This is a genomic window from Pedococcus badiiscoriae, from assembly GCF_013408925.1.
Taxonomy (GTDB): domain Bacteria; phylum Actinomycetota; class Actinomycetes; order Actinomycetales; family Dermatophilaceae; genus Pedococcus; species Pedococcus badiiscoriae.
The window spans coordinates 688,416-712,937 of sequence record NZ_JACCAB010000001.1; the positions used below are offsets into that span (position 1 = coordinate 688,416).

General features: G+C 71.4%; 23 protein-coding genes. 8 read left to right on the forward strand and 15 right to left on the reverse strand.

The genetic code is table 11. The features are described 5' to 3' along the window. Positions 1-8: 8 nt before the first annotated feature. Positions 9-2,975, reverse strand: a complete 2,967-nt coding sequence (locus tag BJ986_RS03235) for a UPF0182 family membrane protein (protein ID WP_337794743.1) — start codon at positions 2,973-2,975, stop codon at positions 9-11. A gap of 344 nt (positions 2,976-3,319) precedes the next feature. Between BJ986_RS03235 and BJ986_RS03240 the strand changes: the two genes are divergently transcribed. After that, on the forward strand, positions 3,320-3,874 hold the full coding sequence (locus tag BJ986_RS03240) for a PPA1309 family protein (protein WP_179423425.1): 555 nt from the start codon (positions 3,320-3,322) through the stop codon (positions 3,872-3,874). Between the two features lie 32 nt (positions 3,875-3,906). Here the strand turns inward: BJ986_RS03240 and BJ986_RS03245 are convergent, their stop codons facing one another. Genes BJ986_RS03245 through BJ986_RS03255 form a run of 3 tightly spaced genes read right to left on the reverse strand, consistent with a single transcriptional unit; the run spans position 3,907 to position 6,571 of the window. Continuing rightward, positions 3,907-5,031 (reverse strand): YlbL family protein, encoded by a 1,125-nt coding sequence (locus tag BJ986_RS03245; protein ID WP_337794744.1) that lies wholly within the window; start codon positions 5,029-5,031, stop codon positions 3,907-3,909. Continuing rightward, a complete protein-coding gene (locus tag BJ986_RS03250) occupies positions 5,028-5,480 on the reverse strand; it encodes a molybdenum cofactor biosynthesis protein MoaE (RefSeq protein WP_179420703.1) in 453 nt (150 codons plus the stop codon). Before BJ986_RS03250 ends, BJ986_RS03245 begins: the two co-directional genes overlap by 4 nt. Then, positions 5,477-6,571 (reverse strand): NAD-dependent epimerase/dehydratase family protein, encoded by a 1,095-nt coding sequence (locus BJ986_RS03255; protein WP_202881167.1) that lies wholly within the window; start codon positions 6,569-6,571, stop codon positions 5,477-5,479. The genes BJ986_RS03250 and BJ986_RS03255 overlap by 4 nt, the downstream gene beginning before the upstream one ends. A gap of 127 nt (positions 6,572-6,698) precedes the next feature. On the opposite strand from BJ986_RS03255, the gene BJ986_RS03260 reads away from it, so the two are divergent. Together BJ986_RS03260 and BJ986_RS03265 are read left to right on the forward strand one after the other, a co-directional pair. After that, positions 6,699-8,261 (forward strand): zinc-dependent metalloprotease, encoded by a 1,563-nt coding sequence (locus tag BJ986_RS03260; RefSeq protein ID WP_337794746.1) that lies wholly within the window; start codon positions 6,699-6,701, stop codon positions 8,259-8,261. Beyond that, complete coding sequence (locus BJ986_RS03265; protein WP_337794747.1) at positions 8,258-8,842, forward strand: NUDIX hydrolase; 585 nt, start codon at positions 8,258-8,260, stop codon at positions 8,840-8,842. Before BJ986_RS03260 ends, BJ986_RS03265 begins: the two co-directional genes overlap by 4 nt. Before the next feature lie 51 nt (positions 8,843-8,893). Here BJ986_RS03265 and BJ986_RS03270 read toward each other — a convergent pair whose 3' ends face one another. From BJ986_RS03270 to BJ986_RS03285, 4 genes are all read right to left on the reverse strand, one after another. Beyond that, positions 8,894-9,463: a M48 metallopeptidase family protein gene (locus BJ986_RS03270; RefSeq protein WP_179420704.1), complete on the reverse strand. Its 570-nt coding sequence runs from the start codon at positions 9,461-9,463 to the stop codon at positions 8,894-8,896. 54 nt (positions 9,464-9,517) lie between these two features. Continuing rightward, positions 9,518-10,585, reverse strand: a complete 1,068-nt coding sequence (locus tag BJ986_RS03275) for a phosphotransferase (RefSeq protein WP_179420705.1) — start codon at positions 10,583-10,585, stop codon at positions 9,518-9,520. Next, positions 10,582-11,832: an acyl-CoA dehydrogenase family protein gene (locus BJ986_RS03280; RefSeq protein ID WP_179420706.1), complete on the reverse strand. Its 1,251-nt coding sequence runs from the start codon at positions 11,830-11,832 to the stop codon at positions 10,582-10,584. Before BJ986_RS03280 ends, BJ986_RS03275 begins: the two co-directional genes overlap by 4 nt. A gap of 167 nt (positions 11,833-11,999) precedes the next feature. Then, positions 12,000-12,824, reverse strand: a complete 825-nt coding sequence (locus BJ986_RS03285; protein WP_179420707.1) for an enoyl-CoA hydratase/isomerase family protein — start codon at positions 12,822-12,824, stop codon at positions 12,000-12,002. 130 nt (positions 12,825-12,954) lie between these two features. On the opposite strand from BJ986_RS03285, the gene BJ986_RS03290 reads away from it, so the two are divergent. The 3 genes from BJ986_RS03290 to BJ986_RS03300 all read left to right on the forward strand — a co-directional run bounded on the left by BJ986_RS03290 (position 12,955) and on the right by BJ986_RS03300 (position 15,590). Continuing rightward, complete coding sequence (locus tag BJ986_RS03290) at positions 12,955-13,113, forward strand: DUF5679 domain-containing protein (protein WP_091788997.1); 159 nt, start codon at positions 12,955-12,957, stop codon at positions 13,111-13,113. 132 nt (positions 13,114-13,245) lie between these two features. Next, entirely contained in the window at positions 13,246-14,256 is a 1,011-nt protein-coding gene (locus tag BJ986_RS03295) for a hypothetical protein (protein WP_179420708.1), read from the forward strand. Continuing rightward, positions 14,253-15,590 carry an AarF/UbiB family protein gene (locus BJ986_RS03300; RefSeq protein WP_179420709.1) on the forward strand — a complete coding sequence of 446 codons (1,338 nt, stop codon included), beginning with the start codon at positions 14,253-14,255 and terminating at the stop codon, positions 15,588-15,590. The genes BJ986_RS03295 and BJ986_RS03300 overlap by 4 nt, the downstream gene beginning before the upstream one ends. A gap of 13 nt (positions 15,591-15,603) precedes the next feature. Here the strand turns inward: BJ986_RS03300 and BJ986_RS03305 are convergent, their stop codons facing one another. The 6 genes from BJ986_RS03305 to BJ986_RS03325 form a co-directional block, all read right to left on the reverse strand. Next, positions 15,604-15,798 (reverse strand): hypothetical protein, encoded by a 195-nt coding sequence (locus tag BJ986_RS03305; protein ID WP_179420114.1) that lies wholly within the window; start codon positions 15,796-15,798, stop codon positions 15,604-15,606. A 2-nt stretch (positions 15,799-15,800) separates the two neighbouring features. Further along, positions 15,801-16,409, reverse strand: coding sequence for an HhH-GPD-type base excision DNA repair protein (locus BJ986_RS03310; RefSeq protein WP_179420710.1), 609 nt, complete (start codon positions 16,407-16,409; stop codon positions 15,801-15,803). Between the two features lie 100 nt (positions 16,410-16,509). Continuing rightward, a complete protein-coding gene (locus BJ986_RS03315) occupies positions 16,510-17,991 on the reverse strand; it encodes an alkaline phosphatase family protein (protein WP_179420711.1) in 1,482 nt (493 codons plus the stop codon). Between the two features lie 103 nt (positions 17,992-18,094). Continuing rightward, positions 18,095-18,226 (reverse strand): hypothetical protein, encoded by a 132-nt coding sequence (locus BJ986_RS16560; protein WP_272955361.1) that lies wholly within the window; start codon positions 18,224-18,226, stop codon positions 18,095-18,097. A gap of 176 nt (positions 18,227-18,402) precedes the next feature. Next, on the reverse strand, positions 18,403-18,690 hold the full coding sequence (locus BJ986_RS03320; RefSeq protein ID WP_179420712.1) for a WhiB family transcriptional regulator: 288 nt from the start codon (positions 18,688-18,690) through the stop codon (positions 18,403-18,405). 622 nt (positions 18,691-19,312) lie between these two features. Next, positions 19,313-21,514, reverse strand: coding sequence for an ATP-dependent DNA helicase UvrD2 (locus BJ986_RS03325; protein ID WP_202881168.1), 2,202 nt, complete (start codon positions 21,512-21,514; stop codon positions 19,313-19,315). Between the two features lie 224 nt (positions 21,515-21,738). On the opposite strand from BJ986_RS03325, the gene BJ986_RS03330 reads away from it, so the two are divergent. After that, complete coding sequence (locus BJ986_RS03330; RefSeq protein ID WP_179420713.1) at positions 21,739-22,008, forward strand: glutaredoxin domain-containing protein; 270 nt, start codon at positions 21,739-21,741, stop codon at positions 22,006-22,008. 69 nt (positions 22,009-22,077) lie between these two features. On the opposite strand, the gene nudC is transcribed toward BJ986_RS03330, so the two are convergent. Next, a complete protein-coding gene (gene nudC, locus BJ986_RS03335; protein ID WP_179420714.1) occupies positions 22,078-23,058 on the reverse strand; it encodes an NAD(+) diphosphatase in 981 nt (326 codons plus the stop codon). Positions 23,059-23,099: 41 nt separating this feature from the next. Here nudC and BJ986_RS03340 point away from each other — a divergent pair, with 41 nt between their 5' ends. Next, positions 23,100-24,494, forward strand: a complete 1,395-nt coding sequence (locus tag BJ986_RS03340; protein ID WP_179420715.1) for a phosphotransferase — start codon at positions 23,100-23,102, stop codon at positions 24,492-24,494. The last annotated feature ends 28 nt before the right edge of the window (positions 24,495-24,522 follow it).

The window sequence follows — 24,522 nt, forward strand, 5'->3', positions numbered from 1 at the left end:
CAGAGCACCTAGGGAGTGGACGTCCCGGAGGGCGCCGGGGTGGTGGTGCTCGGGGACGGCGTGGTGGTGCTCGGGGACGGCGTGGGGGTCACCGTGACCGACCCACCCTTCGGGGCCGCCGCGACCGCGCGCGCGATGGCGTCGGCGAGCTGCTTCTGGGCCGCGCCGTAGGCCGCGAAGTCTCCCGCCTTGAGCGCCTTCTGACCCGCGGCGTAGGCAGCCTGGATGTCGGCCAGCGCCTTGGCCAGCGCCTTCGCGTCAGCCGGTGCGGGCGTCGTCGGAGGCGTCGTCCCGGTCCCTGTGGGCGGTGTGGTCGGCGTCGTCCCGGAGTCCCCGGCGCTCGCACCGGAGTTGCCGCCGAAGAGGCCGTCCAGCGCCCCGTCGAGGGTGTCCGACCAGGCCAGCTTGTCGCCGAACGCCACCACCGTCGCCCGCGAGAGCGGGTAGGCCGACGCACTGTTGGCGCTGACGTAGATCGGCTGCACGTAGAGCAGCCCGCCACCGACGGGCAGGGTCAGCAGGTTGCCCAGCGTGACCCGAGACCCCTGCTGCCTGGCGTTGTTGAGGAACTGCGACAGCGTGAGGCTGGGGCCGAACGCGGGTGAGGTCAGGTTGGACGAGCTGATGTCGTTCTGCACCTGACCCGGTCCCCTGACCTGGCTGTCCTTGGGCAGCGTCAACAGCCGCAGCGTGCCGTAGTCGGAGCTGCGCTGACCCGTCGTGGAGCCGGCGTCCGCATCGACCGCGAGGAAGCCGGACAGGACCTGCCGGTCACCGATCGGCTTGAAGGTCGTCGTCAGGGAGAAGCGCGGCCCGCTCTGGTCGGGCATCTTCAGGGTGAGGTAGTAGGGCGGCTGGACGACGTTGGCCTCCTGGGCCGAGTCCTCCGGAACCTGCCAGAAGTCACCGGCGCCGTAGAAGGAGTCGGCATCGGTCACGTGGTACCGGGTGAGCATCGTGCGCTGCACCTTGAACAGGTCCTCGGGATAGCGCAGGTGCGACATCAGCGAGCCGCTGATGGCGCTCATCGGCAGCACGGTGTTCTTGAACGCCTTGCTCCACGCCTTGAGCAGCGGGTCCTTGTCGTCCCACGAGTACAGCTTCACCGAGCCGTCGTAGGCGTCGACAGTCGCCTTGACCGAGTTGCGGATGTAGTTGACCTGACCGGTGCCGATGGGGCGCACCGACTGCGAGGTCGCGGTGGTGGAGTCGGAGGTGGCGCTGTCGATCTCGGTGAGGCGCGAGTACGGGTAGTCGGCCGTCGTGGTGTAGCCGTCGACGATCCACTGGACCCGGCCGTCCACGACCGCGGGATAGGGGTTGCCGTCGAGGGTCAGCCAAGGAGCGACTCGTTGCACGCGCTCGGTCGGCGAGCGGTGGTCGAGCAGCCGGCTCTTGTCGTTCACGGCGTCGGAGAGCAGGAAGTTCAGCTCGCGGTACTTCAGCGCGTAGGCGGACTTGCGCAGGAAGGAGCTCAGTGGCACCCCACCCTTGCCGGTGTAGGTGTTGTTCTTCTGGCCGGCGATGCTGCTGTCGGGGTAGTCGAACTCACGCGCCCGGGACCCCGCGGCACCGCCGACGATGGAGTACGTGGACGCCTGCTCGCCGAAGTAGATCCGGGGCTCGAACTCGCCGAGCGGTCCCATCTGGGGGATGTTCTGCTCGTAGAAAACAGGCTGGCCGTCGGCGCCCCGCTGGTTGCCGTAGGCGGCCACCACGCCGAAGCCGTGGGTGTAGACGGTGTGGTCGTTGAGCCAGTTGCGCTGGTTCTGCGGCAGGCCGTTGAGGTCGAGCTCACGGACCGCCACCACGGTGTCCTTGACCTTGCCATTGATGTTGTAGCGGTCCACGTCGAGGGCGTCGGGGAACGCGTAGTAGGACTTGACCGACTGGAGCTGCTTGAACGTCGGGGAGACCACGATGGGGTCGACCAGACGGATGCCGGGAATGGTCTCGGCATCGTTGCGCAGCTGTCCCGAGGTCGCCTCCGTCGTGGCGGTGTAGTTCTGGGTGTCGACGTTCGCGATGCCGTAGGCCGCGCGGGTCGCCTTGATGTTGCGGTCGATATAGGGCTGCTCGAGCGACTTCTCCGAGGGACGGACCTTGAACCGCTGGTACACCGCCGGGTAGATGCTGCCGACCACGATCGAGGTGATCACGAGCAGTGCGACCCCGACGATCGGGAGCCGCCACGACCGGGTCCAGATGGAGGCGATGAACAGGCCCACCGTCATCAGCGCGGCAACGGCGAGGATCGCCTTCGTCGGCAGGACGGCGTGCGCGTCGGTGTAGCGGATGCCGGTCAGCAGCGGCGAGTCCTTGGTCGCGAGCGCGTACCGGTCGAACCAGTAGGTCGCCGCCCGGATCAGCACCAGGACGGCCACCAGGATCGCGAGGTGGGTGCGGGCAGCCCTGGAGGTGCGCTCCGCCCGCGCCTGGATCTGCAGTCCGCCGTAGACGTAGTGGGTGAACGCTGCGGCCAGCGTAGCCATCACGAGCACCATGGTCAGGAAGCCCAGGACGAACTGGATCCACGGCAGCGTGAAGACGAAGAACGACAGGTCGAGGTGGAACTGCGCGTCCTTGCTCCCGAACGGAACTCCGTTGCGCCACAACAGGTACGTCTCCCACTGCCCGGCCGCACCCGTGCCCGCCAGCAGTCCCAGCAGGCCGGGGATGGCGAACATCGCCGCGCGCCGCAGAGGCTCGATGGCCTCGCGGTACTGGTCGAGGTTCTGCTGCTGCGGCGTCACCGGCGCATAGATCGGCCGGGTGCGGTAGCCGATCACCAGGCTCGAGGCGACCACACCGGCGGTGAGGACGAAGCCCACGACGAACAGCAGGATCTTGGTCGTCAGCTCGGTGACGAAGACACCCTCGTAGCCCACCGAGTCGAACCACAGCACCTCGGTCCACAGCGAGGCCAGGATCGAGACCAGGAACCCGAGGACCACCAGGATCACGATGGTCGGCACGAGCGGTCCACGGCGCCTGGTAAACGACAGCGACGGGGGTCGGCGTCCACCGGCGCCCGATCCTGCCCCCCGCGGAGTCCCTCCGGGACGGGCGCCACCGGCACCCGGCTCGCCCTGGCCGAACCATTCAGAAGAACTCACGCCACGCCCGATCTGCCGTGCGACCACCCAGCGAGGCCGCCTGCTGTAGTGGGTCCAACTTACCGACCGCCCCAGTGGTTCCCACCCCGATCTGGGACACGTCTCGGCACCAGCTGTGCACCCCCGCTGAACGCCGCCGGCGCTGCTGCTGCCGATGCCCCGGCAGCGCCGCGGGTATGCCGCGTGGCCAGCTCCCCAGCGCCATGCGGCACCATGGGCGCGTGAGCCAGAACTCCCAACCCGTCGCCGACCCGCTGTCCATCGCCGCGCTGGACACCGAGAGGCATGTCGCCGCGGCCGGCTGGGACCAGAACCCCCGCCTGTTCGCCCTCGTCCCCACCGCGGACCTGCTCGAGCGCGAGCCGCACCTGAAGGCCCAGATGCGTGGCTCCGACCTGGCCGAGGGCGCGCTCAGCGCGATCGAGCAGGAGGGCCTGCCGCCGACCTCGAACCTCGAGAGCCTGCTCGGCGGGATCGCGTGGCCGGACAGCGTCGTCGGCGCCGCTCTGGCCGTCGAGCGCATCGTGGTGCCCCCGGAGGCCGAGCGCGGGCTGCCCGCCCACACGGAGTCGGCCGTCGACGCACTCGCGGCCCATCCGGACCGTCAGGACGTCCGGCTGCTGGTCGCCGTGACGCGCGACGGGCAGAGCCGGTGCCTGCTGCGCCAGCGCGCCAACGACCGCGACGACAAGGTCGCGCTCGGCGACGAGATCGCTCCCGGCCTGGTCCACGCACTCAGGGCCACCCTCGAGGCCTGAGCCGCTGAGTGGGTTGACCAGCGCCGGCTGAGCTACTTCGTGCAGGTGGGCAGCGAACCGCCCCGCCTGTCGGCGATCGCCTCGACGGCGGACTTGGCCTCGGCGAAGGTCGAGATCCGGACCACCCGCAGTCCGTCGGGCACGTGACCCACGACCTCGTCGCAGTTGGCTGCCGGGGCCAGGAACCAGGCGGCACCGCCGTCGTGGGCACCGACGAGCTTCTGCTGGATGCCGCCGATCGGGCCCACCTGACCCTCGGCGTCCATCGTGCCCGTGCCGGCGATCTTCTGCCCACCGGTGAGCGGTCCGGGGGTGAGGGTGTCGTAGACGGCCAGCGAGAACATCGTCCCGGCTGACGGGCCACCGACGTTGCCGGCGTTGATCTTGACGTCGATCGGGAACTCGAACCGGATGCCCAGGAAGACGCCCACCGTGGCGCGCCCATCGGCCGCCCGCGTCTTGGCGCTGACTGTGACCGGCTTGCCGTCCCGGACCAGGCCAAGTGCCACGGTCTCCCCCGGCTTGTGCAGGCTGACCGCGGCACGCACCGCGTTGGAGTCGGCCACGCGCTTGCCGTCGATGGTGACGATCTCGTCGCCGTTCTTCAGCAGGGCGGCCGAGGGCGCGTCCTTCGCGACCGCGCCGATGACGACGTGCTCGATGACCTTCTTCCCGAGGGCCTTCAGCGCGACCGCGACGGCCTCCTGCTGGGAGTCGACCATCTCCGCCGTGCTCTCCTCCTGGACCTGCTTGTCGGTGACTCCGGTCGGGAAGTAGAGCCCCTCGTCCACGACGGCCTCGTCCGGGTTGATCGCCGCCTCCAGCACGTCCCACACGGTCACCCGGGAGCCGGGGCCACCGGCAATGCGCACGGTGGTGAAGTCCAGGGCTCCCTGGGTCGGGTAGGTCGGGGCCCCCGAGACCGTGATCAGCGGTTTGCCATCCAGGGTGCCGAGGGTGTTGGTGACCGGTCCTGGCTTCATGATGACGTAGGGCAGCCCGATCATCACCGACAGGGCGCCGAGAGCGATCAGCAGGAAGACCCCGACGAGGGCCACCGTGGACCGCCGGCTGAGCCGGTACGGGTCCTCGACGACGGGTCCTTGTCCCGGGGCCAGCTGGTCCGGCGGTGAAGGCTGCTGGAAGGGGCTGGTCACGGCAGCCCCACCCACTCGTCGCTGCCGTCGGAGAAGAGCTGGTGCTTCCAGATCGGCACCGTCGACTTGAGCGTGTCGATGAGGTCACGGCAGGCCTCGAAGGCCTCCCCGCGGTGCGGCGCGGAGACCGCCGCCACGACTGCGCGGTCGCCGATCTCGAGGTGGCCGACCCGGTGCACCGCCGCGAGGCGGGCGACGTCGTGGCGGTCGGCGACCTCGCGGCATACCCGCTGCAGCTCCTGCGCCACGCTGGGGTGGGCCGAGTAGTCGAGCGCCGACACCGGCGCGCCGTGGTCGTGGTCGCGCACGACGCCCACGAACAGGGCGATCCCGCCGCACCGGGGGTGCTGCACGAGGGCGAGCACCTCGTCGACGCTCAGCGGTTCCTCGCGGATATCGCTGAGGACCACCGTGGGCTCGCTGTCGAGCTCTGTGACCGGGTCGGTCATGCTGTCGAACCTTTCCTGCGGCGTCGCCGCATGATTGCTGCCGTGCCCACCAGGGCCACCGCGGCGCTGGCCGCCCCGAGAGCGGCATCCTTGCGGTCCAGTCTGCGGGCCGCCACCGCATGCGAACCCCGGATCGTGGTCAGGAGCACCCCGAGACAGGTTTCGTTGTCATGGACCGGCACCCAACCGCGACCCAGCAGTGTGCGGGCAGAGACTGCCCAGGGAAAGGCCACGAAGGCAAGGTCGCTGGCGGGTGCCGGCAACACCCCAACGCGGTGGAGGCGGTCTGCGGTTCCCATGGCGGCGGCCATGCTGAGCTCGACCCGGCGCATGCCGGTGAGCCGTTCGAGGTCGCTCTGGCTGAGGTGACCCGGCGCGCCCGCCGAGACCTCGCCGCCGACTCCCTGCGCCATCACCAGGGCCACGGCCGACCCGAGGTCGTCGACGTGGCAGAACTGCCAGGCCGGGTCGGCGCCTCGCAGGGTGAGCAGCCTCGGCGCCTCGAAGTGGCGGGTCAGGACCGTGTCCACCCCGTCGCCGACGAGGGCCGCCGGCCGAAGCGTCGTGATGGCCAGGCCCGGGTGCACGTCGCGCGCCACGCGGATGAGCTGCTCGACATCCATCAGGTCACCCACCTGCCCCTCGTCCGAGGACGCCCGCAACGGCGCGTCGTCCTCGAGCGGCACCGGGTTGTCGGCCAGCGCACCGAAGGTCTGCGCCGAGGTGACGACGACCAGGTGCCGCACCCCTGCCGCGGCCGCGGCGGTGATGACGGTCTGCGCCACCCGCAGGCTGTGTTCTCGTCGCGCGCGGCTACCCATTGCCAGGTCGCGAGCGAGGTTCGTGCTCGTTGCCACGTATGCCGCGGCGTGGACCCCCTCGAGTGCGTCCACCAGGCCCGGCTCCGCGGGATCGGCGTGGCGGAACTGCACCCCGCCCACCGGGGGTCGTTCGCTGTCGACCGCCACGACGGCACCGATCCGCGCCTCGTCGACGCCGCCGTGCGACTGCGGCGCGGCGCCCCCACGGGCCGCTGCCGAGACCAGGGCGCGCAGGACGGCACGACTCGCGGGGCCGGCCGTGCCGATCACCGCGACATCGATCGCTCTACGCCGCGAGCGAACGGGACCCCGTCCAGCCCGCCCGGGGGAACTCACTGTGGCCTCCGCGTGGTTGTCTAGTGAGAGACCATCCTCTCAGGACCGCTGAGGAGCAGTTGTGCCCGACCATCCCCATGACCACGACCCAGGCCCCGAGGGCTCGGGCCCCGACGACCCGGGTGACGAGCAGGACACACCCTCCGGCTCCTTCGATCCCGCCTCCGACCTCTCCTCCGACCCCTCCGGGCTGTCGCCGGAGATCGAGGCCGTGCTGGCGCGGCTCACCGGTGGTCAGGTGGACCCCGACATGGCCAAGGCCCTCAAGGACATGGGCATCGACCAGGTCGACCCGGCGATGCTCCAGATGATGGTCGGCCAGATGCAGTCGATGTTCGCCAGCACTGACACCGATGTCTTCAACCTCACGCTCGCAACCGACACGGCCCGCAAGACGGTGTCCGAAGCGGGGGACGCCGTCGTCGGCGAGGCGGCTCGCCGCCAGCTCGACCAGGCGGTGCAGGTCGCCGAGCTCTGGCTCGACGAGGTGACCGCGTTCGAGGCTCCCGGCATCACGACCCACGCGTGGAGCCGCGCCGAATGGGTCGAGGCGACGATGCCGACCTGGCGCACGCTCGTCGAGCCCGTCGCCGAGGGCGTCGGGCGCGCGGTCGGTGACGCCATGCGCACCCAGCTGCAACAGCTCGGCGAGGGTGGCCTGCCCGAGGGCATCCTGCCTGCGGGAGTCGACCCCGCGGCGATGCTCGGCCAGATGGAACCGGTGCTGGCCAAGATGAGTGGTGCCATGTTCGGGCTCCAGGTGGGGCAGGCCGTGGGCGCCCTCGCCGCCGAGACCGTCAGCGGCACCGAGGTCGGCCTGCCGCTCGTGCCCGACCGCTCCGTGGCGCTGCTGCCCGCCAACGTCGAGGCCTTTGCGGAGGGGCTCGGAGTGGACCTCGACCAGGTCCGGATCTACCTCGCCGTCCGCGAGGCCGCCAGGATCCGGTTGTTCTCCGAAGTGCCCTGGATCGGGCCACAGCTGGTGGCGGCGGTGCGCGACTACGCCCGTGACATCAGCATCGACACCGACCGGATCGAGACCGCGCTGGAGTCCGTGGACGCGAGCGACGCGAACGCCCTGCAGGCGGCGCTGCAGGACCAGCTCTTCCGACCCGACCCCAGTGCCGCGCAACGCGCCGCCCTGGCGCGCCTCGAGACCTACCTGGCGCTCGTCGAGGGCTGGGTGGACGTCGTCGCCGAACGCACCACCCGCGAGCACCTGCCCCAGTCGGCTGCGCTGGGTGAAGCGGTACGCCGTCGGCGCGCCACCGGCGGTCCCGCCGAGAAGGCCTTCGCGGGCCTGGTCGGACTCGAGCTGCGGCCACGACGGCTGCGCGACGCGGCCAACCTCTGGGCCGCCCTCGAAGCCAAGCACGGCGCTGCCGGCCGCGACGGCGCCTGGGGCCACCCCGATGTCGCACCCACCGGCGCCGACCTGGACGACCCCCTGGGCTATGTCGAGCGCTACGGCACGTCGGAGAGCACCGACCTCGATGCCGCCCTCGACCAGCTCCTGACGCAGGGCGAGGCCGACGGTGGCCCGGGCGGCACCAGCTCGCCCGACGGTCCGGACTCCCCCGGCGGCGCCGACGAGCAGGGCTCCCCCGGCGAGGGCGGACGGTGACGGCACGGTCGACGGACGTGCCCACGGCATACCTCACCCTCCGCGCTGACGCCGAGCACGTGCTGGAGGGGTGGCACGCACCCGACCCCCAGCAGGAACGCCTGAGGGTGGAGCTGCTGGACCACTGCGCGGCGCACCCCGACGCGCTGTGGAAGCAGGGCCCACCGGCGCACCTCACCGCGAGCGCCCTGGTGCTCAATGCCTCGCTCGACAAGGTGCTCCTCACCCTGCACGCCAAGGCCGGGCTCTGGCTCCAGTTCGGCGGCCACTTCGAGCCCGGCGACCAGTCGGTGCTGGGGGCGGCGACCCGCGAGGCACGCGAGGAGTCCGGGATCGCCGACCTCGTGCTGCACCCACAGCTCGTGCACCTCGACCGGCACTCGCTGCTGGCCGCGGGTTTCGGTCGGTGCAGCGAGCACCTCGACCTCAGGTATGCCGGGGTGGCCCGCGACCAGGACGCGTATGCCGTCAGCGAGGAGTCCCTCGACGTGGCCTGGTGGCCCGTGGACGCCCTCCCGGAGGCGAGCGCGGGTGAGATCCTCCCGCTGGCCCAGGCGGCCAGGCGGGTGCTGGCGACCTAGGGTCGCCTCGCTGGAAGACCGACGGCAGCCCTGGAAGTCCGACCGGGCGGCTCAGTCGCTGGGACCGAAGTCCAGCGCCGCCTGCCCCAGCTCGTCGCTGTCGGTCTCGCCGTCGGACAGGTCGAGCCCGGCCGTCGCGGCGACCCCCTCGAGGTACCCCCGCGCGCGCTCGAGGCGCGGGTATCCCCGGAGCAGGGCCCAGAAGTCCGGGCCGTGGCCCGGCGAGAGCAGGTGCGCGAGCTCGTGGAGGATGACGTAGTCGAGGACGAAGCCGGGCATGCCCTTGACCCGCGTCGAGATCCGGATCGTGCCGTCCGACGGCGTGCAGGAGCCCCACCGGGAGTTCTGGTTGGTCACCCAGCGGATGCTGGTGGGCCGGGCCTGACCGCCGAGGTAGCGCTGGGACAGCTCGACCGACCGGGCGCGCAGCTGTGCGTCGCTGGGGCGCCGGCGCTTGTCACCCTTGGCCAGCTTGTCGAGCATCGTGTCGACCCACTGCTGCTCCTCGGCCTTGGTGAACCGGGCCGGGATGAGCACGATCGTGCGACCGTCCTCGCGATAGGCACTCACGGTGCGACGGCGCTTGCGGCTGCGCCGGACCTCGACGTCGGGGCTCCCCATGGCACCACGATAGGCGAGCACCCCGACAACCCCGGTCATCCGCGCCGCCACCGGTCAGTCGAGCAGCCTGCGCAACCGTCGGTCGAGGATCTGCACCGCGGGCCCGAACACGGCATACGCCTCGTTGGTGGTCTGGCCGTTGGCGTAGCGGTAGTAGATCTGCTGAGCGATGACCGCGAGCCGGAAGAGCCCGTAGGCCTGGTAGAACAGCGCCTGCCGCGGGCTGATGTCGACGTCCATCCGCTGGCAGTAGCCGGCCACCATCTGGTCGCGGGTCAGCATGCCGGGCAGGTGCGTCGGCACCCGGCGGAAGGCGTGGAAGTCCTCGTCGTCGTCGGCCTGCACCCAGTACGCCAGGGCGGCCCCGAGATCCATCAACGGGTCGCCGATCGTGGCCATCTCCCAGTCGAAGAGGCCCACGATCCGGGTCGGGTCGTCCGGGGACAGCACGAGGTTGTCGAGCTTGTAGTCGTTGTGGATGATGCCGCTGCGCACGTCGTCGGGCTGGACTTCGTCGAGCCAGGCCATCACCTCCTCGAAGTCGGGCTGGCCGGGGGTGTGGGCCTGGCGGTAGCGGGCCGACCACCCGTCGACCTGGCGACGGACGTAGCCCTCGCCCTTGCCCAGGGTGTCGAGTCCGCACGCCTGCGCGTCGACGGAGTGCAGCTCGGCCAGGACGTCGAGCATGGACTCGCACAGCCGCCCGGCCTGCTCGGGCGACAGGTCCACGGGCATCTCGCGGCGGGGAACCGTCCCGACGAGGCGCTCCATCACGTAGAAGTCGGACCCCATCACGTCCGGAGAGTCGCAGAACGCGACCATCGTTGCCACGTAAGGGAAAACCGGCGCGAGGGCCGACTGGATCCGGTGCTCGCGGGCCATGTCGTGGGCACCCCTCGCCTTGGTGCCGCTGGGGCCGCGACGCAGCACCAGGTCCAGGCCGGGGAACCGCAGGAGGTACGTCAGGTTGGACGCCCCGCCCGAGAACTGGAGCACCTCGGGGCGCCCGGCCAGCCCCTGGGCATACCGGGGGTCGGTGTGGCCGCGCAGCCACGTGACCGCGGCGTCGACGTCGAAGGCGTCCTCGGAGCGCACCGGCTTCGCGCCGGTCACAGCGCTCACCGGTGCTTGCCCAGCTCGATCCGGCCGACGACGCTGCGATGGACCTCGTCGGGGCCGTCGGCGAGCCGCAGCGAGCGCGCGCCGACCCAGGCCGCAGCGAGCGGGAAGTCCGTGGTCATCCCGCCGCCGCCGTGCAGCTGGACCGCGAGGTCGATGACGTCCAGGGCCATGGCGGGCACCTCGACCTTGATCTCGCTGACGGCCGACAAGGCCTGCGTCGACATGCCCTGGTCGAGCAGCCAAGCCGCGTGCATCACGAGCAGGCGCGAACGGTTGATGGCGATGCGGGCGTCCGCGATCCGCTCGAGGTTGCCCCCGAGTCGAGCGATCGGCTTGCCGAACGCGGTGCGCGACAGGGCTCGCTGGCAGGCCAGCTCCAGCGAGCGCTCGGCCAGGCCGATGGTGCGCATGCAGTGGTGCACGCGCCCCGGGCCGAGCCGCCCCTGGGCGATCTCGTAGGCGCGGCCGGGACCGAGCAGGATGTTGGCTGCCGGGACCCGGACGTCGGTGAAGGACACCTCGCCGTGGCCGAGCGGCTCGTCGAAGTAGCCCATGGTGGAGAGCATCCGCTCGACCTTGACGCCGGGGGCGTCCCGGGGCACGAGCACCATGGTGTGGCGCGCGTGGCGGTCAGCGTCCGGGTCTGACAGTCCCATGAAGACGAGGATCTTGCACTCGGGGTTGCCCACCCCGGTGGAGAACCACTTGCGCCCGTTGACGACGACCTCGTCGCCGTCGACCACCGCGGTGGCCGCCATGTTGGTCGCGTCCGAGGACGCGACGTCCGGCTCGGTCATGCAGAAGGCGCTGCGGATCCGCGCGTCGAGCAGCGGCTCCAGCCACTCGCGCTGCTGGTCCGGCGAGCCGTACCGCAGGAGCACCTCCATGTTGCCGGTGTCGGGCGCGTTGCTGTTGAAGACCAGCGGCGCGAGAGCCGACCGGCCCATCACCTCGGCCACCGGTGCGTAGTCGAGGTTGGACAGCCCCTCGCCACCGTCGGTGCCGAAGTCCGCGGCATACCGTCCGGCATGCTCCTTGGGCAGGAACAGGTTCCACAGGCCCTGGGCCCGGGCCTTGGCCTGCAGCTCCTTGATGACCGGCAACGGCGTCCACGGGTCGCCGCCGCTCTCCCGGCGGCGGAGGATCTCGGCCTGCACGCTGGCCTCGACGGGTTTGATCTCGGTGTCGACGAACGCCCGGACGCGGTCGCGCAGGTCGGTGGCACGCGGTGACAGGGAGAAGTCCATGCGCCTGACCCTAGTCACGCTCACGCTCACCGGGCCGGTGCGGTCGGCCCCAACCTCTGCTAGCAGACCTCGGCCGGCTCAGCAGACGTTGCAGCCTCTGCTGAGCCAGCTGACTTCTGCTAGCAGAAGTTAGGGATCGGGAGGGATCGGGCTGACTGGCGGGCGGGTCAGCGGCCGTGGAAGGTGGGTCGCCTCTTGGCCGCTGCCGCTGCGATCCCCTCGTGCAGGTCCTCGGTGGCGAGCGTCACCGCCTGCGCCAGGGCTTCCCACTGCAGCGCGTCGTCGAAGGTCGCGTGCCCACCGTCGCGCAGCGCCTGCAGGGTCAGCCTGGTGGCGACCGGCGCAGCGGCCGCGATGCGCTCAGCCGCCGCGATCGCCTCCGGCAGCACCTCATCCGTGGGCAGGGCCTGCGACACGAGGCCGAGGCCGACCGCCTCCGTCCCACTGACCAGCCGGCCGGTGAGCAGCAGGTCGCGGGCCACGGCGTGACCGGCGATGTTGGGCAGCGACCAGGTCGTGGCCATCCCAGGGTGAAGCCCCAGCGAGGTGAACGGCACCCCGATCGTGGCGTCAGCGGCGGCATACCGGATGTCGCAGGCCAGGGCGATGGCGCACCCGGCGCCGATCGCGGCACCGTTCACGGCCGCGATCGTGGGCACCTCGAGGTCGCGGATGGAGAGCCACGAGCGATAGAAGGCGAGCATCCTCGTGCGCAGCTCGCTGACCGGGGCATCGGGGTCCTTGACGATCCAGGACAGGTCGCCCCCGCCACTGAAGGCCGGGGCCGCACCGGTCACGACGACGGCCGCGAGCGCCTCATCCGTGCGCAACAACCCCATGAGCCTCACCCATGACGCGGTCATCGCGGTGCTCATGGAGTTGCGGCGCTCCGGAAGGTCAAGGGTCACCACCGCGATCCGCCGGCCCGACGCCTCCCGCACGTCGGCTCGCAGGTCCTCGAGCTCGGTCTCCCACCACGGCTGTGCGCTCATGGGGCGAAGACTAGGGGTGGGCGCTGAGCACGACGCACAGGCCCCCCTTGCGCCATTTTGTGCTCAGCATGGTCTAAGTTGGCCGAAGTCCGACGGCGCACCGTGTGCCGCGAACAAAGGAGACATGGCGATGGCTGAAGAGACCTACAAGGGCGAGTTCTACTGCGTGAAGTGCAAGGAGAAGCGCGAGGCGGAGGGCCGCGTCGTCGAGACGAACGGCCGTCGTATGGCCAAGGGCGTCTGCCCCGTCTGCGGCACCAACCTCAACCGCATTCTCGGCAAGGCCTGACCCCAGGCTCTCCATCGCGAGGGGCGGGTCCGACATCGGTCGGGTCCGCCCCTCGCGGCGTTCTCAGCTGCCCGCTCCGGCTCCTGTGGATGACCCGAGTCCGCCACGCGTCCATGTGCGAGATTGGGCCGGGTGACCGGACGCCCTCTCCTCAAGACCGTGTGGCCCGTGCTCCAGCGCGGCTCCGGCTGCGTGCAGTTCGGCACCGACCCCGACCACGCGGTGGTCCTCGACGGGCTGCGCGACGACGAGGTGACCGCTCTCCAGTCGCTGGACGGCACGCGCGCGGTGCCTGAGTCGCTGCGCTCCCCGGCCGGCCAGGACCTGCTCGACCTGCTCCTCGCGCACGGCCTGGTCGTCGAGGCCGGCGACCCCGTCCTGACCGCCCGGACCGGCGACCCCGTGCCGGTGCCCCCAGCGGTGCGCGCCCTGCTCACCCACGACGCCCAGGCGTTGCTGCGCACCACCACCCCACCACTGCAGGGGTATGCCGCGCTGGCCAGGCGCCGCGCGGCCCACCTGTTCGTCGTGGGTCGCGGAAGCCTGCCGTCCGCGCTGGCTGCCCAGCTGCGTCACGCCGGAGTCGGCACCGTGCGCCAGGGCGTCGAGGTGGCCGACGACTGGGAGCAGTCGCTCACCGGACGACCGGAGCCGCCAGTCCCCGCACTCGTCGTCCTGGTCGGCAGCCAGGCCCTCGACGCGTCGGCCGCCGGGCCCTGGCGCGTCCGCGGCATCCCTGTCGTGCCGGTGGTGCTGCACGGGCTGGAGGCCGTCGTGGGGCCGGTGGTCGTGCCGCACGGACCGTGCCTGCGGTGCCTGGACCTCGCCCGCGCCGACCGTGACCCGGGATGGCCGGCCCTGCTCGGACAGCTGGTGCCCGCCCGGGTGGGAGCCGGCACCGAGGTCAGCGGCGAGACGACCCTGGTCGGGCTGGCCACCTCGATGACCGCGATGGTGGCCCTGGCGGTGCTCGACGGCCAGGTGCTCCCGGTGGGCCGTTCCCTCGAGGTGTCGCTTCCCTGGCCGCGGGTGCGACAGCGGCAGTGGGAGGTGCACCCGCGGTGCGGCTGCAGGCACGGATCCGACACGTCTGGGCGACCCGCTGACGTCGGCACCTCCGCACAGGCGAGAATGGCAGGGTGAGCGAACTCCCGCGCCGTGCCGTCACCCGCACGGCCCGACTGGCCAGCCTGCCCCTGGGTTTCGCCGGGCGCACCGCCATGGGGTTCGGCAAGCGAGTCGGTGGCAAGCCCGCGGAGGCCGTCGCGGCCGAGCTCCAGGCCCGCACGGCCGAGCAGCTGTTCAAGGTGCTCGGCGAGCTCAAGGGCGGCGCCATGAAGTTCGGCCAGGCGATGTCGGTCATGGAGGCGGCACTGCCCGAGGAGATGGCCGGCCCCTACCGGGCCACCCTGACCAAGCTGCAGGAGGCGGCGCCCCCGCTGCCCGCAGCCACCGTCCACAAGGTCCTCGCCGAGGAGCTCGGGCCGCGCTGGCGGACGGCCAAGTTCCAGTCGTTCGACGACACGCCGGCTGCCGCTGCCTCCATCGGCCAGGTGCACAGGGCGGTCTGGCGGGACGGGCGCGAGGTTGCCGTCAAGATCCAGTACCCCGGGGCGGGCAAGGCGCTGCTGTCCGACCTCAACCAGCTCGCGCGTGTGGCCCGCCTGGCCGGCGGCTGGATCCCCGGCATGGACATCAAGCCGATCACCGACGAGCTCAAGTCCCGGATGAGCGAGGAGCTCGACTACAACCTCGAGGCGGCCAACCAGCGCACCTTCGCCAAGGCGTTCCGCGGCGACCCGCACTTCGCGGTGCCCGACGTGCTGGTCAACAGCGAGCACGTCATCGTCTCGGAGTGGATGGACGGCACCCCGCTGTCCCAGATCGTCGCGTCCGGCACACCCCAGCAGCGCAATGACGCCTCCGCGCGCTACATGGCCTTCCTGCTGGTGGGTCCGGCCCGCGCGGGGTTGCTGCACGCCGACCCGCACCCGGGCAACTTCCGGCTGCTGGACGACGGACGGCTCGGCGTCATCGACTACGGCGCGGTCAACAGGCTGCCCGCGGGCCTACCACCGGCGATGGGTTCGCTGGTGGGCGCGGCCCTGCGCTCGGAGGCGTCCGAGCTGGAGAATGGGCTGCGGTCCGAGGGGTTCATCAAGCCGTCGATGTCGCTGGACGCCGAAGCGCTGCTGGAGTACCTCCAGCCCTTCATCGAGCCCCTGACACACGCCGAGTTCACCTTCAGCCGCCCCTGGCTGCGGGGGGTGGCCGCGCACGTCAACGACATCCGACGGCCCGAGTTCCTGGTGGGGATGAAGCTCAACCTGCCGCCGAGCTACCTACTGATCCACCGGGTCTGGCTGGGCGGCATCGGGGTGCTGTGCCAGCTCGGCGGGACCGTGCCAGCGCGCCAGATCGTGGTCGACCACATGCCGGGTATGCAGCTGCGTCACCTACCGCCGCCCGCCCCGTGACCGGGGCCCACGCTCACCACCAGGCGGAGTCGAGCTTGCCCTCGATGCTGCGCAGGTGCTCGCGGCTGCACCGGTCGCAGATCCAGACCTCGCGGCCGTTCTCGGTGCCCCGGGTCCACGTGATCGCGGCCAGTGCCGGGTCGGTGGCCGAGGTGCCACAGGTCGCGCAGACCGGCGGCTGCATCGCTGTTCGCTCCGCGTCGCCCATGGCTACTTCTTGGTGAGCGCGGCCTTGGTGAGGGCGGCGTCCTTGGCCTTCGCCGCTGCCTTGGCGGCCTGCTTGAACTCGCGCACCTTGGCCAGGGACGAGGCGTCGACGACGTCGGCCACGGAGCGGTAGGAGCCGTCCTCCGCGTACGGACCGATGGCTTCCTGCCAACCGGCCGGTCGGACGTCCAGCTGCTTGCCGACCAGGGCGGCGAAGATCCGCGCCTTCTGGTCGCCGAACCCGGGCAGTGCCTTGAGCCGCGCCAGCAGGTCGCGGGCGTCCTTCGCCTCGGTCCAGATCGTCTCGGCCCGCCCGTCGTACTGGTCGCGCACCACGGTCGCGAGCTGCTGCACGCGGCCTGCCATCGAGCGGCCGTAGCGGTGGATCGCCGGCGGGGTGGCACAGAGGTCGGCGAACGACTCCGCCTCCGCGGCCGCGATCGCGTCGGGAGCGAGCGTGCCGAACCGCGACAGGATCTTCCAGGGCCCGCGGAACGCGTGTTCCATCGGGTACTGCTGGTCGAGCAGCATGCCCACGAGCAGGGCGAACGGGTCGGTGCTCAGCACCTCGTCGGCAGCCTCGTCCTGGGCGATCCGGATCTGCGTAGCCATGCGGCCCAGCCTAACGACAGGCGCCCGCAGCAGGTAGGCGGACACATGGCAGGTGGACGAGCTCAGAGCAGTCAGACGAACTCAGAGCAGGCAGACGAACTCAGAACAGGTAGACGAAGCCGGGACCCTCGTCGCGGTACGCGATGCCGAGGGCGTCCAGGGCCGGCTTCCACGACCCGGTGACACCCGGGTCCGCGCTCTCGAACCCGTGGTCAGCGGTGAGCACGAACGTCACCTCGTCCATGACGCCTAGTCCCTCGAGGTGGTCGAGGAACGCCACCAGCCGGGCGTCACTCTGGCGCAGCGAGTCCCGGGCGGGCTCCGACCGAGGGCCACCCGCGTGGTGGCCGGCGTCGGTCACCACGTTGGCCCACCAGGTCAGCGTCGGTGCGTCGTCGGCGGTCTCCCACAGCTCGAGCACCTGCTGCAGCCCCATGTCGTCGACCTGCACGCACCAGCGGAAGTAGGGGTCGTCGAGGTGGTCGGGCTGCTGGACGAACGGCGACGTCGCGGGATCGGGCAGCAGGTCAGCCATCCCGGTGGTGGCCGACTCGAACCCGCCCGCCATGCGCAGCAGCGCCATGGTCCCGTAGTCCGCACCCCGGTCGATCGCCTCGTCGACGCTCGCGGTGCGAGGTGAGCTGCTTTGTGGCACATGGTCGTTCACCATCTCGAAGACGGTGCGCACTCCCGGCCGCAGCCACTGCGCGCTGCGGTGCCACGTCTCGGGGTTGTTGGGCACGACCTGCTCACCCATCGCCCGGTCGTAGTAGACGTTCCCCAGCACCCCGTGCCGCCCGGGCCCGACCCCGGTCAGGATCGACGTGTGGTTGGTCAGGGTGACGCTGGGGAACTCCGCGACAGCGCCGCCGCGCAACGCCGTGCCCCGGTGCAGCAGGCGCGCCACCGCGGGCAGCTCGCCGTTCGCCGCGAGGTCGAGCAGGTCACCGCAGTGGGCGCCGTCCCACAGGATGCCGACGACGCGGCACCGCTGCCCGTGCGGCCGCTGTTCGAGGTATGCCGTGAGGGCAGCGCCGTCGAGCGCCGCACCGTTGGCGTCGAGCAGGTCATCGTCGGGCACTCCCGCCAGGACCGCGAGGGTGGGCGCCACGTCGACCAGCCGGGCGTGGGCGTCGACGACCCCCAGGCGGGCCACACCCGCGCCTGACATCACCAGCGGCGCCCTCGACTGGATGACGTCGAGCGAGCCGTGTTCCCCCACATGGCCGCCCTCGTCGACGAACCAGTGACGCGGGGTGTGCACCACGGCGAGGTCCGGGCTGCGGTCGGGATCGGCGAACAGCGACAGGATCCGCTGCGCGGCATACGGGTAGGCGTTGTCGGTGGACACCCGCGGGCCGGGGGTCGCGAGCTCCACCTCGTACGGCAGGAACGCCATCGGGTCCTCGCTCGCCACCGGGTCCACCCCGGACAGGACCTCGTGGGTGCCGTCGGCGTGCAGCCTGACGGCGCCGAGGTGGTTGGCGGCATGGGCCACCCCGTCGTCGACCCAGACCACGAGGTCGACGACCGCGGACAGGTCCGGGGCCGTCAGGGCCGAGACGACGGCTTCGCGAGACATGCCCGGACCCTAGCCAGTCGGGAGCCGGAACCCGCCCGGACATGAGAGAACCCGCCGGGACGACCTCCAGAGCGGAAGGTCCCGGCGGGTTCGGGCGCGGGGGTCACCGAGCCAGCATTCGAGGCAGGGCGAGCAGCATCTCGTGCTGCGCCTGCGCCTCGAGCCGGCGCTGGTACTCCCGTTGACGGCGCCGTCGATGGGCGCGCGCCAGGTCGGCGTACAAGGCCTGGAACATGGTGAAGCTCCTGGTGTGTGAAAAGTGGGTGGGTGAAAGGTGCAGGGGTGAAAGGTGGGCGGGTGAAGGGTGGGCGGGATCGACGGTCGGTCCCGCGGGGCCAGCTCCTGCGGCTGGCCCCGCGATCACCCCTCCGGCGCCCCCGCCAGTGGTCACGAAGGACGTCATGGACGACATCAGGCGGCGACCGGGTTCTTCCGCGGCCGGCCACGCGGCCGCTTGCGTGCGACGACGACGCCCTGGATGAAGAGCTCACCGCCCCACACGCCCCACGGCTCGGACCGCTCGAGCGCGCCCGCGAAGCAGGCGGCCCTGGCCGGGCACGTGTGGCACAGCGACTTCGCGAACTCGACGTCGGCCGGGCTCTCGGCGAACCACATCTCCGCGTCGTTCTCTCGACACGGGATGCCGGCGCCTGCGATCGCGGCCTGCTCGTTCAGGTCGTGGAGTGCGCTCAGATGCATCGGGTGTCACCTCCCTCTCGTCGTCCCGCCACGGTGGTGGCAGATTTCCCTGGTTCCGTCTGGCCGGTGGGTCCCCGGTCGGGGGCCGGCCCGTTCTCTTCGGTGTCGGACTTCATCGGTGGTGGTGCTTCTTCCTGCTGGCGGTGGTGCGGAAGAAATCTGTCTGGACAAACAGAAAGGCCGCGGATCCCGGATATCGGGTTCCGCGGCCTCGGAGAGGGCCTGCTGGCTGGTGGCCTAGACAGGTGGCTCTCCGAAGGGACGGAACTCGAGATCCTTGGTGGCACCGAAGGCGCCGACGTAGGACGTCGGGACCGGAGCATCGGTGATCACGGACGTGGTGATGGGCGCGGGCACAGTGGTCCCCTGGACCCATCCACGGCTGCCTGCGAGGAGGACACGGCCGGCCTCGGGGCACACGGAACGGACGCGGGACATGTGAGTCGCGTCGATCGTCATCGTGAAGTTCTCCATTGGGACCTACCCTCCTTCGGCTGCTCGTGGACCCCAGCGCATCGCGCGCGACACCCTGGGCTGGTGTGTTGCTCCAGAGTACGGGACGCCTCTGCGGGGCAGCAACGCATTTAACGAGATTTCCCGCAAAGAATTGGTAAACGCGAGCCTATTCGTCGGAATCCGTTGCGACAGAATGACTTTCGAGCACAGAATCGACGTCCTGGCCGCCGATGAGCGCCAGCACCTGCGCGCCGTAGAGCCCCAGCTTGCGTGCCCCGACCCCGGAGATCTGAGTCAGCTCACCGTCGGAGGTGGGCTCGCGCTCGGCGATCGCCGTGAGCGTCGCATCGGTGAAGACGACGTATGCCGGCACGCTCGCCTCACGCGCCACGGCCAGTCGCCAGGCGCGAAGCCGCTCGAACGTCTCCTCGGAGTAGGTCGGCGGGCAGGTGTCACACCGACCGGTCTTGCGCTGTGCCGCCGTGGTGAGCTCGGTGCCGCAGGTGCGGCAGTGCATGGGGAGGGCGGCCTTGAGCTGCTTGCCTCGACCGGCTCTGCCGGAACCCTGCGCGGACCCGACCTTGCCGGATCCCTTGGGGGTCGAGCGGGCACCGTCGCCGAGGATGCTCGCCGCCCCGTCGAGGAAGCGGGAGGGTCGTCGGCTCGCCCGGGCCCCGGGGGTGCGCGCCCCCGACCAGGACAACCTCAGCTCGCGCCGCGCCCGCGTCACCCCGACGTAGGTCAGCCTCCGCTCCTCCTCGATCGCCTCCGGGGTCTCGGCCATCATGATCGGCAGGTACCCGTCCGAGACGCCGGCGAGGAACACGACGTCCCACTCCAGCCCCTTGGCTGCGTGCAGCGAGGCCAGGGTGACGCCCTGCACGGCCGGGGCGTGCTGCGCCGCGGCGCGCTCGTCGAGCTCGCGGATGAAGTCGGGCAGCCGCGCCTGCGGCGTCGTGGCGACCAGGTCGTCGGCCAGGGCTGCGAGCGCGCTGAGCGACTCCCACCGCTCGCGGCCGGCGCCACCCGAGCCGGGGGGCTCGCGGGTCCAGCCGGCCCCGAGCAGCACGTCACGGACCAGCTCGGGCAACGGCTTGGACGCGTCATCGGAGCGAGCGGCCCCGCGCAGCAGCAGAATCGCGTCGCGGACCTCCCGGCGCGCGAAGAACCTCTCCCCTCCGCGGACGAGGTAGGGGATCTCCTGCTCGGCCAGCGCCGACTCGAAGGCCTCGGACTGCCCGTTGGTGCGGAAGAGCACCGCGATCTCGGCCGGCGAGACCCCTTGAGCCACGAGGGCGGCGATCTCCCGGGCCACCGCTGCCGCCTCGGCCGGGTCGTCCGGGTGGGAGGTCAGCACCGGCGTCGGCCCGTCGGCGCCCTGGGCCTGCAGCTGGACGGCGTTGCTGCGCATCGAGCCCGACGGCCCGCGCACGACGAGGTTGGCCAGTCCCACGATCTGCGGGGTCGACCGGTAGTTGCGGACCAGCCGGACGAGCCGAGCCTTGGGGTGCCGGGTCTGGAAGTCGAGCAGGTGACGTGGGCTCGCACCAGTGAAGGAGTAGATCGTCTGCGCGGGGTCCCCCACGACGCACAGGTCGTCCCGTCCGCCCACCCACAGGTCGAGCAGGCGTTGCTGCAGCGCGTTGACGTCCTGGTACTCGTCCACGACGAAGTGCCGGTACTGCGAGCGCACGGCCCTGGCGATGTCCTCGCGCTCCGCGAGGATCCCGACGGTGAGCAGCAGGACGTCCTCGAAGTCGATCACCCCCCGCTGGGTCTTGACCTGCTCGTAGGCCTCCAGCACCCGGGCCATCGCGGTCGCGTCCAGACCGGGAGGTTCGCGGCGGGCGGCCCGCGCACCCGCGGCATACGTCTCCGGGGTGAGCATCGAGACCTTGGCCCACTCCACCTCGGCGGCGAGGTCGCGGATGGCGGTGCGGTCGCGGGCGAGGTCGAGCCGCAGGGACGCAGCGGCTTGGGCCACCGCTGCGGCCTTCTGGCTCATCACCTCGGGGGCCGCACCGCCGATCGCCTGCGGCCAGAAGTAGTGCAGCTGGCGCAGCGCGGCCGCGTGGAAGGTGCGGGCCTGCACCCCGCCGACCCCGAGGGTGCGAAGCCGGGTGCGCATCTCGCCGGCAGCGCGCGCGGTGAACGTCACGGCCAGCACGCGGGGGCCCTGGTAGGCGCCCGAGTGCACGCCGTAGGCGATGCGGTGGGTGATCGCGCGGGTCTTGCCGGTGCCTGCCCCCGCCAGCACCACCATGGGCCCCAGGGGGTGCGCGGCCACCTCGCGCTGCTCGGGGTCGAGCGCGTCGAGGATGTCGTCGGCGGAGGCGTGCACGGGTATGCCGCGGGGCTGGACAGTCATCGGCGCGATCCTGTCATGCGCGACCGACGCCGGTCGTCACTGGACCAGCCGAGATTGCGACCCGCGGTCACTGCGAGTACGGGCGGGGTCCGGTGCGGGAGTCTGCGAGGTGAGCCATCATGGTCACAGAGATCACATGCCGACCCGGAAGATCAGCCGCCGGGTCGGTGTTGTCGACTACGAACCCCCGGTCCCCGTGACCGCCCCACCTGCGAAAGAGACGCATGAGCGCCAACGCCCTGAAGTCCCCTGCCCCCGGCTCCGTGACGATGTTCAGCACCTCGTGGTGCGGGTACTGCAACCGTCTCAAGGCACAGATGGGCCGCGAGGGCATCGCCTTCACCGAGGTGAACATCGAGGAGGTGCCCGAGGCCGTGAAGTTCGTGATGGACGCCAACGACGGCAACCAGACTGTCCCCACGCTGCTCTTCCCGGACGGCTCCTCGGCGACGAACCCGTCCATCCACGAGGTCAAGCGCAAGCTCGCGTCCTGACGCGCTGAGGCCTGACACGCTCGCGCCGGGCGCTGCCGGGTTCAGCCGGGCTAGCGAACTCAGGCGGGCTCAGGCCGGCGCCACGTCCGCGAGGTCGTGGCCCAGCCACCGCTCGATGATCCTGCGCGCGATCGACAGCCGCGTCGACGCACTCACCTGCCCGGTGGCGAGGATCTCGCGGTACTCGTCCTTGGTGAACCACCGGGCCTCCGCGATCTCCGACTCCTGGATCCGCAGGTCGCTGGCGGTCGCTCGTGCGGTGAACCCGACCATGATCGAGTTCGGGAACGGCCACGGCTGGTCCCCGAGGTACTCGACGTCGCGGACCTCCAGGCCCACCTCCTCGTGGACCTCGCGCGCGACCGCGGCAGCCAGGCTCTCTCCCGGTTCGAGGAAGCCCGCCAGCACCGAGAACCGCCCGGTCCCCCAGCCCGCGCCCCTGGCCAGCAGGATGCGGTCCTCGTCGTCGATGACCGACATGATCACCGCGACATCCGTCCGGGGGTAGTGCTCGCTGCCCTCCGCGTCGCACCGGCGCAGCCAGCCTCCCTGGTCGGGCGTGGTCGTGGCACCGCAGCGTGGACAGTGGGTGTGGGTGGCGTGCCAGTTCGCCAGTGCCAGGGCGGTGGCGAAGAGCGTCGCGTCGCGGTCGGACAGGTCCGCCCCGATCTGTCGCAGCGTGCGCCACTGCTCCCCCTCGTCCCCCGCCTCCTCGCCACCAGACCCGGACGACCCGGCCGACGCGGTCTGTCCGGACGGCGCGGCGGGTTCCACCACCGCGAGGTATGCCGTGCCCTCACCGTCCTGCCCCAGGTAGAGGACCAGCGCGGTGGAGTCCGTCTCCGTCGGCGGTCGCAACGCCAGCGCCGGCCCGTCCTGCCCAGCCCCGGCGACCACTGGGACCGTGTCGCCGCGCACGACCAGCACCCGGGTGGTGGGCTGCGCCAACAGCCGCGGCAGCAGGTCGGGTTCGGACCGCCGCAGCGCGTGACGATCCAGGCCGGGACGGGCGAGCGACAGATTCGGGAGAGTTTCGATCGGGAGGCCCACGCCTCCACCCTAGGCGCGCCCGCACGGCATACGGTGACGGTGTGGACCGCAGCCCCCTCTTCCTCGCCGCACTCGCCAGTGCCGCTGTGCCGGGCCTCGACCCCGCCAGCGTCGAGGCCCTCCCCGGTGCGCCCGAGCAGCAGTACGACGTGGCGTTCGTGCAGGACACCCAACACCGCCGCTGGGTCGTCCGGGTGCCACGCAGCCAGGCGGCCGCGGCCCAGATGGAGTCCACCTTCGGCCTGCTGACCCTGCTGGCCCGACGGTTGCCGTTCAGTGTGCCGACGCCCAAGGGTTTCGCGCCCCTGAAGGGGGGCGGCCGAGCCGCCATCTATCCGTACCTGCCGGGGCAGAACATCGACTTCGCCCAGCTGCCGGGCGGCCCGGGGCTCGCCGCCGAGCTCGGCCGGGCCATCGCCGCCCTCCACAACGCCGACCACGGGCTCTTCGACGAAGCCGGACTCCCGGCCTACGACGCGGACACGTACCGCACCCGTCGGCTCAGCGAGCTCGACCGGGCGGCCGCCACCGGACACGTCCCCACGGGGCTGCTCGCGCGGTGGGAGAAGCTCCTCGAGGACGTGACGCTGTGGCGGTTCGCTCCGACACCGACCCACGGTGACCTCACCGGAGACCAGGTCCTCGTGGTCTTCGACGACGAGGACGACGCGTCGACCGGCCGCGTGAAGGCGTTCACCGGCTGGGAGGATGCGAAGGTCGCCGACCCGGCCGACGACTTCTTCGCGCTGGTCACTCAAGCCCCACCGAGGGCTCTGGAGACGCTGATGGAGGCCTACGCGCACGCCCGCGCGGAGCGCCCTGACGTCCACCTGCTGACCCGCGCCAAGCTCTGCGCCCAGATGCGGACCCTGTCGCAGCTGATGTCGGCCGTGACCGGAGGCGACCGCCTGGAGGTCGAACGCCACGCCGCTGCCCTGCGCCGACTGGACGCTCGCGCGCACGCGGAGGAGGAAGAGGCCAACGACTACAGGCGGGCCGGTCTTGCTCCGGCACGGCCCAAGAGCCCGGTGCTCGTGCCGCCAGTGGTCGTCGAGGACGACGAAGACGACGAGGACGATGTCGAGGTCATGTTCGCTCGAACGGCCGGCGACCCTGACCCGTCCGGCAGCAGCGTCGACACGCTCGACGACGGCTTTGAGGTTGACGCGCTCGGCGCAGGCGACAAGGGCCACGGGTTCGACGAGGGCGACGGGTTCGACGAGGGCGATGACGACGACGGGCTCGATGAGGTCGACGAGGGCGGCCGGGAACGCTCCGCGTCGGACGCACACGACATCACGGCCGAGATCGACGTGACAGAGCTGCGAACCGCCGGGCGCCGCGACGAGGCCGTCACGGCCCCCGACCCCATCACGCCCATCGAGGGCGACGACCCCGGGCCCGAGTTCGAGCCCGGCTACAGCCCGCGACGGTAGAGCCGACCGGACGGTGGCGGCCGGCGGG